General features: G+C 33.1%; 6 protein-coding genes. All 6 read right to left on the reverse strand.

Features of this window, described 5'->3' with window-relative positions; all coding sequences use genetic code 11:
- Positions 1 to 12 precede the first annotated feature (12 nt).
- Positions 13 to 2,988: a protein translocase subunit SecDF gene (gene secDF / locus IW18_RS19075; protein WP_041519759.1), complete on the reverse strand. Its 2,976-nt coding sequence runs from the start codon at positions 2,986 to 2,988 to the stop codon at positions 13 to 15.
- A 227-nt stretch (positions 2,989 to 3,215) separates the two neighbouring features.
- The gene (mdh, locus tag IW18_RS19080) at positions 3,216 to 4,151 is read right to left on the reverse strand and encodes a malate dehydrogenase (protein ID WP_041519760.1); all 936 of its coding nucleotides are present in this window, start codon (positions 4,149 to 4,151) and stop codon (positions 3,216 to 3,218) included.
- A 108-nt stretch (positions 4,152 to 4,259) separates the two neighbouring features.
- Complete coding sequence (gene gyrB, locus IW18_RS19085; RefSeq protein ID WP_041519761.1) at positions 4,260 to 6,200, reverse strand: DNA topoisomerase (ATP-hydrolyzing) subunit B; 1,941 nt, start codon at positions 6,198 to 6,200, stop codon at positions 4,260 to 4,262.
- Between the two features lie 367 nt (positions 6,201 to 6,567).
- On the reverse strand, positions 6,568 to 9,300 hold the full coding sequence (locus IW18_RS19090) for a M16 family metallopeptidase (protein WP_041519762.1): 2,733 nt from the start codon (positions 9,298 to 9,300) through the stop codon (positions 6,568 to 6,570).
- A gap of 227 nt (positions 9,301 to 9,527) precedes the next feature.
- Positions 9,528 to 11,144 (reverse strand): asparagine synthase B, encoded by a 1,617-nt coding sequence (gene asnB, locus IW18_RS19095; RefSeq protein ID WP_041519763.1) that lies wholly within the window; start codon positions 11,142 to 11,144, stop codon positions 9,528 to 9,530.
- Positions 11,145 to 11,452: 308 nt separating this feature from the next.
- Complete coding sequence (gene asnB, locus IW18_RS19100; protein WP_041519764.1) at positions 11,453 to 13,129, reverse strand: asparagine synthase B; 1,677 nt, start codon at positions 13,127 to 13,129, stop codon at positions 11,453 to 11,455.
- Between the last annotated feature and the right edge of the window lie 358 nt (positions 13,130 to 13,487).

The following is a 13,487-nucleotide window of genomic DNA, read 5'->3' on the forward strand; positions in this document are numbered from 1 at the left end:
TTTAAATAACAATTATATCTTATTGTTGTGCTTGTCTTCGATGTTATGTTTCTCATCACTTGAAATCGAATCAACCAATACTGGTGTAGCGATAAATAATGAAGAGTAAGTACCTACAACGATACCAATTAACATAGCAAAGATAAATCCTCTAATTGATTCTCCACCAAAGATAAACATCGTTAATAATACAATGATCATCATTAATGACGTATTCAACGTTCTTGACAATGTAGTATTAATAGAAGCGTTTACGATATCTTCGAAACTTCCTTTACGGTTTCCAATGATGAACTCTCTAATTCTATCAAATACAATTACAGTATCATTCATAGAGTATCCAATTACAGTAAGAATCGCAGCAATAAAGTGCTGATCCATTTCCATGTGGAAAGGCATGAATTTATAACATAAAGAATAGATTCCTAATACAAAGATAACGTCATGCGCTACAGCTGCAATCGCACCTAATGAATATTGCCATTTACGGAAAGAAACCATTAAGTATAAGAAAATAGCCGCCATTGCACCAAGTACAGCCCAGTATGAGTTTGTTTTAATATCTTCAGAGATAGAAGCTCCAACTTTAGAAGATTGTAAAACTCCAACTTTTTTACCGTCAAAAGTATTAGTGAATTTATCGTAAGTAACATTTGGGAAATATTTCTCTAATGCTTTGTATAATTTTTGATTCACTTCCTCATCAACAGCTACCCCATCTTCTTTGATTTTGTATTTAGTTGTGATTTTTAATTGATCATCATCACCTAAAATTTTAGCTTCAACCGGAGTTCCAAAAGCAGCAGATAATTCATCTGAAATTACAGTAGCATCTACTGGTTTTTCAAATTTAACCTGGAATGTTCTTCCTCCAACAAAATCAACACCTTCATCTAATCCGTTAACGAAGAAGATAGAAGTTAAACTTACTACAACTACAATTGAAGAGAAGATATAAGTAAATTTCTTGATTTTAATAAAGTCAAAGTGGAAATTAGTAAACCAGTTTTTAGTAATATTTGTAGAGAATGTTAAATCTGCTTTACCAGCAATATTTTTATCAATAAAAATTCTAGCAATAAAGATTGATGTAAACAATGAAGTTACGATACCAATAAGTAATGTTAAAGCAAAACCTTTAATTGGTCCTGTTCCAAAAATAAATAAGATCGCTCCAGTTAAAACGTGTGTTACGTTTGCATCAATAATAGAACGCATTGCACCGTGCCATCCGTAAGAAGCTAAAACTGCCTCTGACAATGATTTTCCTTCACGCAATTCTTCTTTTGCTCTTTCATATATAATGATGTTCGCATCTACCGCAGTACCCAATGTTAATACGATACCTGCAATACCTGGTAATGTTAATACAAAACCAAAACTTGCCATAATTCCAAACAAGAAAAGTAAGTTTAATAATAATGCAAGGTTAGCATACCAACCTGCTTTACCGTAATAGAATACCATCCATAAACAAACCAACACAAATCCTAATACAGATGAAATTGTTCCTGCATCAATTGCAGCCTGACCTAAAGATGGACCTACAACAGTTGATTGAATAATATCAGCAGAAGCCGGTAATTTACCTGCATTTAATATGTTCGCTAAATCTTTAGTTTCAGCAACGTCAAAAGAACCTGTAATTTCAGATCTTCCTCCAGCAATTGGTCCGCTTGTAACTCCAGGAGCAGAGTAAACAATATTATCAAGAACAATAGCAATATATCCTTTTTGAGAGAAAGCTCTTCCTGTTAACTCTTCCCAAATTTTAGCACCTTGGCTGTTCATTTGCATAGAAACAGCTGGTTTTCCTAATTGGTCAAAAGTATCTTTTGCATCAGTTACAACGCCACCAGCCATTGCAGGAACGTTATCTCTGTTTCCTTTTAAAGCGTATAATTCTACAGCCTCAACTTCTTTTCCTTTAGCATCTTTTAAAGTAGTTGGTTTACTCCACACAAATTTTGCATTGTGTTGGTCTGCACCCAATAAAATTCTAATATCTGATCTTTTGAAGTATGAATTAACAACAGCAGTATCTTTTGGAGCAAAATAACCTAAAACCGGTCCACCACCTTGACCAATCATTTTGTCAAATAATGGATTGTTTCCTTTTTTAGTATCAACAGAATCTTTAGCATCAGTTAATAAAGCATTCAATGAATCTTTAGCAACAGCTTTAGTCTCTATCTTTTTGATTTCAGTCTTTTTTAAAGCTTCGTTAGTCGCTACTAAAAAGTTACCAATTTCTTCAATTTTATAAGTTTCCCAAAACTCTAATTGAGCTTTTCCTCCTAATAATTTTTTAATTCTATCAACATCCTTAGCACCTGGAAGCTCTACTAAGATTCTTCCTGTTTCTCCTAATTTTTGGATGTTTGGTTGTGTAACACCAAATTTGTCAATACGCTCTCTTAATACTTTGTAAGCACTTTCAATAGACTCATCAACTTTTTTCTTAATTACTTTTTGAACTTGTGCATCAGTCATTTGAAAATCTACACCGCCTTCTCCTTGTAAACTTCTGTTTGCAAAGATATCAGGTGAAGCCAATTTCACTGTTCCTTTTGAGTTCGCCTCAAAAGCTTCAAAGAACTTATTTAAATAGGTTTTGTTTCCTTCTAAATTTGCAGTTGCATCAGCTAATGATTTATTAAATACTGGATTTTTAGAATTGTTAGCCAATCCTTTTAAAACGTCTTTAACAGAAATTTGAAGAATAACGTTTATTCCTCCTTCTAAGTCAAGACCTTTATTAAGTTGTTTGTTTTTTACTTCATTGTAAGTAAAATCCGTAAAACCAAGATTGAATACTTTTTCTTTTCCAATAGAATCTAAATATTTTAATTCTTTATCAGGATTATCTCCTGCAAAGGCTTTAGCTTCACTTTTGACGCTATTGGCCACAAAAGTGAACGAAAGTTGGTAAATACTTACCAATGCAAATAGAATTGCGAAAAATTTAATAAGTCCTTTATTCTGCATTATTACTAAAAATTAATTATGTTTTATTGTTTGTTTTTGTTTTAAAGTCCCATAAAATAAGCCCTGATATGAGTTTTTAAAACTAAAAAATCTAGATCACGAATTACAACATTTTTTTTAAACCGAGCAAATATATAATTCTCGAAAAGATTAACCAATTTATTTATTAATTAATCTTAAAAAAAAGACTGCAAAAGTGCAGTCTTCTCCTTTTTTTTCAAAAATCGTTATACTAAAATCGACTTTAGAGCATCATTCATCCCTCGAACTGCATCTGCACTTTTAGCAAACAAAGCCTTTTCTGAGTCGTTTAACTGAATATCTAAAATTTCTTCTACTCCATTTTTACCAATTATACATGGCACTCCAATACAGATATCATTTTGACCATATTCTCCTTCTACAAAAACAGAACAAGCGATCATTTTCTTCTGATCATTTAAAATACTATCTACCAAATAAGCTACTGAAGCTCCTGGAGCGTACCAAGCTGAAGTACCTAAAAGACCTGTAAGGGTTGCTCCTCCTACCATTGTATCTGCAGCAACTTTTTGCAAAACTTCTTCAGAAAGAAATTCTGTAACCGGAATTCCATTATAAGATGCCAAACGTGTTAATGGAATCATAGTTGTGTCACCATGACCTCCAATAACCATTGCTGAAATATCATTTGCTGGTTTATCAAGAGCTAAAGAAAGATAAGTTCTAAAACGAGAACTATCTAATGCTCCTCCCATACCTATAATTCTATTTTTTGGCAATCCTGTTGATTTTAAAGCTAAATACGTCATAGTATCCATTGGATTAGAAACTACAACTATTATTGTATTTGGAGAATGCTTTAATACATTTTCAGCAACTGTTTTTACAATTCCTGCATTTATACCTATTAATTCTTCACGAGTCATTCCTGGTTTTCTTGGAATTCCTGATGTAATAACTACTACATCACTTCCAGCGGTTTTAGAATAATCATTGGTTACCCCAGATACTTTGGTATTAAAACCTGTATTTGTGGCACATTGCATAATATCCAACGCTTTCCCTTCGGCAAAACCTTCTTTAATATCCAACAACACTACTTCACTTGCAATTCCTCTATAAGAAATAACATCTGCACACGTAGCTCCAACATTTCCTGCTCCTACAATGGTAACTTTCATATTTTATACTTTATCGGTTATTAATTAATTTATTTGATAAATTGACAATTCGCTTAATTGTCTAAAGTAAATTTAAACAATTAAACGAATTGACGTGTTAAAATTTCATTATGCATCAATATTTGCATAAACTGCATTTTTCTCGATGAACTCTCTACGTGGTGGTACTTCATCTCCCATTAGCATTGAGAAAACTCTATCAGCTTCTGCAAGACTATCAATAGTTACCTGACGTAATGTTCTAAAACTTGGATCCATTGTAGTTTCCCACAATTGCTCAGCGTTCATCTCTCCAAGACCTTTATAACGTTGAATAGCAGCACTTCCTCCCATCCTTTCGTTGGCTTGATCACGTTGAACATCATTCCAAGCATATTCTTTTTTATTTCCTTTTTTAACTAAGTACAAAGGTGGTGCAGCGATATAAACGTGACCTTCTTCGATCAATTCTTTCATGAAACGGAAGAAGAACGTTAATATTAAGGTAGAAATGTGACTACCATCGACATCGGCATCACACATGATGATTACTTTATGATATCTTAGTTTTTCCAGATTTAATGCTTTACTATCTTCTGCAGTTCCAACCGTTACTCCTAAAGCGGTAAAGATGTTACGAATCTCTTCGTTCTCAAATACTTTATGGTGCATTGCTTTCTCAACGTTCAAGATCTTACCACGTAATGGTAAAATTGCCTGAAAATTACGATCACGACCTTGTTTTGCTGTTCCACCAGCCGAATCTCCCTCGACTAGATAAACCTCACATCTTGCCGGATCCTGCTCAGAACAATCTGAAAGTTTTCCTGGTAATCCACCGCCACCCATAACGGTTTTACGTTGTACCATTTCACGTGCTTTTTTCGCAGCGTGACGGGCTTGTGCAGCCAAGATTACTTTTTGAATAATGATACGGGCATCATTTGGATTTTCTTCCAAATAATTCTCTAACATTTCTCCAACTGCCTGAGAAACTGGAGAAACTACTTCTCTATTTCCAAGTTTTGTTTTTGTCTGACCTTCGAATTGTGGTTCTGCAACTTTTACCGAAATAATCGCTGTTAATCCCTCTCGGAAGTCATCTCCCGCAATCTCGAATTTCAATTTATCTAACATTCCAGAAGCATCTGCATATTTTTTAAGGGTTCTTGTCAAACCACTTCTAAAACCTTGTAAATGCGTTCCTCCTTCGTGTGTATTAATGTTATTTACGTAAGAGAAAATATTCTCTGTATAACTTGTGTTATAAATTAATGCAACCTCAACCGGAATTTCTCCTTTATCATTATCCATGCTGATAACATGAGAAACAATTGGCTCACGGTTTCCATCTAAATAACGAATATATTCTTTTAGCCCTTCTGTAGAATGAAACACTTCGCTTTTAAACTCTCCCTTTTCATCAACTTCTCTTTTGTCAGTAAATGTAATTGTGATTCCTTTGTTTAAGAAAGAAAGCTCACGCATACGTGCTGAAAGCGTGTCGTATGAAAACTCAGTTGTTTGAGTAAAAATGGTATTATCTGGATAAAAAGTTTGGCGTGTACCTCTTTTATCTGTTTCTCCAATTTGTTTAACCGGGTATATTGCTTTTCCTCTTTCGTACTCTTGCTCGTAGATTTTACCTTCTCTAAAAACAGTAGATTTCATATGCACCGAAAGTGCGTTTACTACAGAAACCCCAACACCGTGAAGTCCTCCGGAAACTTTATAAGAATCTTTATCAAATTTACCTCCGGCTCCAATTTTAGTCATTACTACTTCAAGCGCCGAAACACCTTCTTTTTTATGTAAATCAACTGGAATACCACGGCCATTATCTTCAACTGTTACCGATCCGTCTTCGTTTATTGCAACACCAATGGTATCACAATGTCCTCCCATCGCCTCATCAATAGAGTTATCAACAACCTCATAAACCAAATGATGTAGCCCTCGAACTCCTACATCTCCAATATACATCGATGGACGCATTCTTACGTGCTCCATTCCTTCTAATGCCTGAATACTATCTGCTGAATAATTGTTCTTCTTGATTTCTTCGCTCATATAATTTATTCTAAAAAATGTAATTATTGTCTAACACGCAAATATATAAAAACGCAAATTATATATCCGTTAAAATACAACTTAAAGCACTTAAGTTATTAACACAATTGGTTAAAAAAAACAAAAATAACCCTAAAAGAGACTTTAAATTCCAATTTTCTTAAATCCTAATTTCCAAAAATAGGAATAACATAAAAAAACATCAAACTATACAATTTTCAAATTCAAAATTCCAACATTTAAAACTAGAGAATAAAAAAACCGAAATAACATTATAAAAATGCATTTCGGTTTTAATCGATTTAAAATCTTAAACTTGGAATTTTGAATTTATCCCGAGACTTCAGGATTGAAATTTCACATTCTGTTATTTTTTATTAAAATCTCCAGCATAAACTGAAGTCATTTTTTCTAAACTTAAATACTTTTTCAAAGCCGCATTTACCTCTTCAACTTTTAATGCTTTTACTTTAGTCTCAAGTGCATCATAGTCATCAAGCGGAATACCGTATTGAAGATAAGTATTCGTTAAAGCCATTAGTGTTACATCATTTCCTAATCTGGTTTTTCTTTCATTAATCCAGCTTACTAAATTTGATTTTAATTCCTCGGCAGTAAAACCATCTTTTAATGCTTTTGCAATTTCTTCTTTAGCCGCAACTTCTACTGCATTCTTTTTCGTTGGATTTAAAAATGCATAATACAACCAATATGCAGCATCGTTTGTTACCGGAATATCTATAAATGATCCTGCTCCATAACTGATTCCTTCTTTCTCTCTTAATCGCATAGGGATTCTTGCTGTCAAAAATCCTCCACTTCCTAATATTTCATTTGCCATAACAAACGCTGGATAATCAGGATTTTTCAAGTTCATTTTAAAACTTATTTTTCCTATTGCAACGGCATTTTCTTTATCTGGCGTAATGAAATCTTTATCTAATTTTTTAGTTTCAAAAAAAGTTGGTTGTGCTAATTCATATTTTGATTTAGAATTCCATTTACCAAATGTATTCTCCAAAATTTGCTCAGTTGTTTTTGCATCTAAATCCCCAACTACAGTTCCTAATCCGTTGTTTCCTCCTAAAATATTATTATAAAAATCAACTATTTCCGATTGTTTAATCTTTTTATAAGCGTCTATTTGTTCTTGAACTGTTGATGTATAAAAGATACTTTCTTTAGGATAATTTTCTGTTTGTTTTGAAACTTCAATAAATGCAATTGATTGAGGATCATTCAAACTTGATTCTAAATAAGTATTATACTCATTTATTGTTTTTGTTAATTCATTTTGCGGAAAGGTTGAATTAACCAACAAATCGCCCAAAATTTCCATTACTTCTTTAAAACTTTCTTTGTAAGTATTAACATTTATAACCAAAGTTTGTCCAGAATAATTAAAATACAAACTTGATTTAAGTTGGTCTAATCTATCACTTATTTGCTCTTTAGTTTTTGTTTTGGTTCCTGTTTTTAACAATTGAGCCAAAATAGATCCTGTATCTGTTTTACCTGCTAAATCTTTTTCATTACTAACCGGAAATTTAAAACTAGCCTGAACTTTACCACCTTTGATTTCTTTTTTAATTAATCCGTATTTTGCACCGTTAGTTAATTTTCCTTCAGCAAAGTTTTGTTTTAGATTTTTTATCGAAGCTTCAAACGGAGCTGTTTCTTTTTCCAAAGCTTTTCCTTTGTAATCTTTAGTAAAGGCTAACAATTGCTCATCTGTATATTCTGTTGGTTTTACACGTTGCTCATCTTTAGACGGAATAAATACTCCTACTGTTCTGTTATTACTTTTAAAATACCTTTCGGCTACGCGTTGAATATCTTCTTTTGTCAAATTCTCAACAGCATCTCTATACAAGAAACCTAATCTATAATCTCCTGCACCAATAATTTCAGTAAGATTTATAGCAAACGAAATCGTATTGTTTTTTACGTTTTCAATTTGTTTTATAATTTTTGATTTTGCTCTGCTTACATCTTCATCTGTATATTTTGTCGATGCAATTTTATCTAGCTCAGCTCTAACCAAATCTTTTGTAGCTTTTACGTCTTTGTCGTTAGGAACCGCAACTCCAAAATACATAAAACTAGCATCTCTCGTTGTTGGTTGCCAATAGTAAATGCTTGATACTTTTTGAGTTTCTACCAATGATTTATACAAATAACCTGACGGATCTGCTGTTAAAATTTCGCCCAAAGCATCGATTGCAGCATAATCTTTATCTACATAAGCCGCTGTGTGATACAAAGCTCCAATATTTTTACTGTCGCCAGCTCTATTTAATTCCACAAATTTCTCACCATCTTGCGCTGGCTCAATTGTATAGGTTTTATCTAAAACTCTTTTTGGTTTTGGAATCGTTCCAAAATACTGTCCTACATATTGCAAGGCTTTTTTCTCATCAAACTTACCTGCAATTATTAAAGTCGAATTATCGGGTTGATAATATTTTTGATAAAAAACGCGCAAAGTATTTGCTTTTACTCTTTCTATATCTTCTTTACTACCAATGGTACTATTTCCGTAATTGTGCCATAAATAAGCTGTAGAAAGTACGCGTTCCTGTAAAACTCCATCTGGGTTATTTTCGCCAATTTCAAACTCATTTCTAACTACAGAAAACTCTTTGTCAAGATCAGTTTGTAAAATGGTAGCGTTTATCATTCTATCCGCCTCCATTTCGATACTCCATTTTAAATTATCATCAGTAGATGGAAAAACTTCGTAATAATTAGTACGATCGAACCAAGTAGTTCCGTTTGCGCTTCCTCCTTTATCAGAAAGCATTTTCTTAATATCGCCAAGATTTTTGGTGCTTTTAAAAAGCATGTGCTCTAATAAATGCGCCATGCCTTTCTCGCCATAACCTTCATTTCTGGAACCAACATTATAAACAATATTTACAACCATATTACTTTGGGAAGCATCAGGAATCAAAAGAACCTTAAGTCCATTATTCAGCGAATATTCTTTTACTCCTTCGACATTTTTAATGTATTTTGGAACCTCCGTTTTTTGTGCATGAACTGAACTCAACGTAGCAAATGAGCAGCATAAAATACTGCTAAGCAATAAGTTTCTCATAAATTATTTTTAAGGGTTAGTTATTTCTGGTAACCAAATATAGTATTTTTCCTAAACACAATAGAATGAAATTAACTTAGTTTTAATAATTTATCTTAAAATAAAATTGCCTTTTACTCCAACCAAATTTAAAAAACACAATCATAAAAAAATCCGAAAAACATCTTAGAAATGTTCTTTCGGATTTTGATATTAATGATACTAAAACTAGAATTTTAATTTAAATTTTAAACCGCAATTTCAGATTTTACAGTTTCAAAATTTCCTTTTAAGTGAGCCGCATTAGCCCTTCCGCTTGGATCTTGGTTTTCTTGCCATTTCGGAATCCATTTTCGAACCGTTTGTGCGGCACTAACTTGTGGGTAGTATTTATGAAAAATAGATCTATAAAAATAAGCTTCTTTTGTTGTAGGCGAATTATATGGAAATTCAATATTTGCTCCCGCTAATTGCTCATCCGAAACTTGCGCAGCACAATATTCAATTAATTCATCAACCCATTTATAACCTACTCCATCCGAAAATTGCTCTTTTTGTCTCCATAAAACTTCTTCTGGCAAATATGGATCCTCCGGCGTATCGAAAGCTTGTCTTAAAATACATTTTTCGACACCATCATAAGTTTTTGGTTGTTTTTCTTCGGTTTTAATTCGAATCGAAACATCTAAGAAAGCCGAATCTAAAAAAGGAATTCTGGCTTCTAATCCGTGTGCCATGGTTGTTTTATCGGCACGTAGTAAATCGGCAGTAAATAGTTTCTGAACTCTTTCGATAGTTTCGTCCTGAAATTCTTCTGCGGATGGTGCATTTCTAAAATACAAATGACCTCCAAAAATCTCATCCGCTCCTTCTCCTGATAAAATCACTTTTATTCCTTTGTCCGCTATTGCTTTAGAAAGCAAATACATTGGAACACCAGATCGAACTGAAATTATGTCGTAAGTTTCTATATGATAGATTACCTTTTCTAAAATTTGAACTCCTTCTTCTACAGAAAAATGAATTTCATGATGTTCTGTTCCTAAAAATTCTGCTGCTTTTCTTGCTGCAACATTATCAGGCGCATCAGCATCCAATCCTACAGAAAAGGAATGAAGTTTTTTACCATTACCCGCTAATAATCGAGTTGCAATTGCCGATATCAAAGAAGAATCCAAACCTCCAGAAAGTAAAACACCAACGGGTACTTCGCTCATTAAACGTTTGCGAGTAGCCTCTATAAAAGTGTTTCGAATTAAATCTAAATCGAGTGCTTGATTTGCTTTTTCATAATCTTCATATTCAGGTCGGTAATATTTTACAAAACCTGTTTTTCCTGTATAATAATGTCCTGGAGGAAAAGTCGAGAATGATTTACACTGATCTGCAATCGACTTCATCTCTGAAGAAAAATAAATTCTTCCTCTTTCATCCAACCCATAATACAATGGTTTCACTCCTATTGGATCTCTTCCTGCTATATAATTATCTCCATCAATAATTACAAAAGCAAAATCACCATCCAATTTATTACAAAAATCGTATCCAAATTCTTCGTACAAATGCACAATCACTTCTGAATCTGATTTTGTTCTAAATGTATGCTCTTTTAAAACGGTATCTTTTAATTCCTGATAGTTATAAATTTCTCCATCGTGAACCATCCAGGCTTTATTTGTTCCTTGAATGGGTTGTTTTCCTGATTTCAAATCAATGATCGACAAACTTTCATGGCAAATAATACTACCATTTTCCATTATATGAAAATCTCTTTCATCAGGACCACGATGCGACATTCTTTTAGAAAGATCTTGTACAAGTTGTGGGTCTTTTCCTTTACCAATCACGGCTAACAATCCAGACATACTATTCTATATTTTTATTGATTTTATTTATAACCTCGCCTCATGCAAAGTATAAAATTATTGTAACCTTAGTCTCCACAGTAAATTAACTCATATTTTCTGATATTACTCAAAAACAAGAACTCAATATCAGATCTTTAACTTTGCTTCAACAATCTTCAAATATAAAAAAGAAAGTGAAACAATTATCTAATAATTATTTTTAAGTAATTGAAATAATAGAATTTAACAATTTTAGACAAGAAAAACGCTCTCATTACTGAGAACGTCTTTCGGAAATAATATATACTAATTCTAAAAATTCTTGCTTATGCTTTTGCGTATGCGTCGTCATGAACGCTTGCAACTGCTCTACCAGAAGGATCATTCATGTTTTTGAAAGCTTCATCCCATTCCAAAGCAATTTTTGTACTACAAGCCACACTTGCTTCCTGAGGTACACATAAAGCTGCTGCATCACTTGGGAAATGCTCTGCAAAAATCGAACGATAGTAATACTCTTCTTTTGAAGTTGGTGTTTGTAATGGGAATTTAAATCTCGCATTTGCCAATTGTTCATCCGAAACTTCTTTGGCTACCACTTCTTTCAAAGTATCAATCCAGCTGTATCCTACTCCATCAGAAAATTGCTCTTTTTGTCTCCAAGCAACACTTTCAGGCAACATATCTTCAAAAGCTTTACGCACAACCCATTTTTCCATTGGGTGTTCTTTGTTGATCATTTTATCTTGTGGGTTGATTCTCATCGCTACATCCATAAATTCTTTATCTAAGAACGGAACACGACCCTCAATTCCCCAAGCTGCTAAACTTTTGTTAGCACGCAAACAATCGTACATATGAAGCTTGCCTAATTTACGAACGTTTTCTTCGTGAAACTCTCTTGCGTTTGGTGCTTTGTGGAAATACAAATATCCGCCAAATAACTCATCTGCTCCTTCTCCTGAAAGTACCATTTTGATTCCCATTGATTTAATAACTCTCGCCATTAACCACATTGGAGTTGATGCTCTAACAGTAGTTACATCATACGTTTCTAAGTTGTAAATTACATCACGAACAGCATCTAAACCTTCCTGAATTGTAAATTTAATTTCGTGGTGAATAGTCCCAATATGTTTTGCAACAATTTGAGCCGCTGCTAAATCTGGAGAACCGTCAAGTCCAACTGAAAAAGAGTGCAATTGCGGATACCAAGCATCTGTAGTATCATCTGATTCAATACGTTTTTGTGCAAATTTTTTGGCTACAGCCGAAGTAATAGACGAATCTAAACCTCCAGAAAGTAAAACTCCGTAAGGAACATCACTCATTAATTGTCTGTGAACCGCTGCCTCTAGAGCTTCTTTAATGGCAGGAATACTAGTTTCGTTGTCTTTTACAGCATCATAATCTGTCCAGTCTCTTTTGTACCATTGTACAAATTCACCGTCTTTACTTGTCATATAATGTCCCGGAGGAAACAACTCAATTTTTGTACAATATCCTTCTAAAGCTTTTAACTCTGAAGCTACATAAAAAGTTCCGTGTTGATCCCAACCAATGTAAAGTGGAATAATTCCCATATGGTCACGAGCAATAAAATACTCATCTTTATCTACATCATAAATAGCAAATCCGAAGATTCCGTTCATTTCATCAACAAAGTGAGGTCCTTTTTCTTTGTAAAGCGCTAAAATAACTTCGCAATCACTTTCAGTCTGAAAGTTATATTTTCCTTCAAATTGTTTACGTAATTCTCTGTGGTTGTAAATCTCACCATTTGCAGCCAAAACCATTTTTTTATCTTCTGTAAATAAAGGTTGTTTTCCTGAAGCTGGATCTACAATCGCCAAACGCTCGTGCGAAAGAATTGCTTTATCATTGCTGTAAATTCCGCTCCAGTCCGGTCCACGGTGGCGAATGATTTTAGACATTTCTAATACTTGAGGTCTTAAAGTTTCGGCTTTTTGTTTTAGATCAAAGGCACATACGATTCCACACATAATTCTATATTTTTAATTGTAATTTTTTATTTTGATAAGGCAAAGATGCAATATCAGTTACAATCTAAAAACATAAATATTAATTTTAGTTTAAATTTAAAACCATTTTTAGAAATTTACATATAAAATGTAAAATTTTAGCACTAAAAAAAGCTCGAAACTTATAAATTTCAATTTCAAGCACAATTAAAGCACAAAACTCAAGCTTTCACAGCTATACTTGAATTAAATATTATAATATTTAAAAATCATTAAAAAATTCGCAAAGAGAAGAAAAAAAGTAGTTGAAGAATTATTTTATTTTCAACATATAGTCGAATATTGGCGTACAGTTTGTCATTTCGAGGAACGAGAAATC

The organism is Flavobacterium hibernum (genome assembly GCF_000832125.1).
In the GTDB taxonomy this organism is placed as follows: domain Bacteria; phylum Bacteroidota; class Bacteroidia; order Flavobacteriales; family Flavobacteriaceae; genus Flavobacterium; species Flavobacterium hibernum.

Coding starts and splice junctions, on each gene's coding strand:
- secDF (WP_041519759.1), bottom strand. CDS start 2,988: ATGCAGAATAAAGGACTTATTAAATTTTTCGCAATTCTATTTGCATTG.
- mdh (WP_041519760.1), bottom strand. CDS start 4,151: ATGAAAGTTACCATTGTAGGAGCAGGAAATGTTGGAGCTACGTGTGCA.
- gyrB (WP_041519761.1), bottom strand. CDS start 6,200: ATGAGCGAAGAAATCAAGAAGAACAATTATTCAGCAGATAGTATTCAG.
- IW18_RS19090 (WP_041519762.1), bottom strand. CDS start 9,300: ATGAGAAACTTATTGCTTAGCAGTATTTTATGCTGCTCATTTGCTACG.
- asnB (WP_041519763.1), bottom strand. CDS start 11,144: ATGTCTGGATTGTTAGCCGTGATTGGTAAAGGAAAAGACCCACAACTT.
- asnB (WP_041519764.1), bottom strand. CDS start 13,129: ATGTGTGGAATCGTATGTGCCTTTGATCTAAAACAAAAAGCCGAAACT.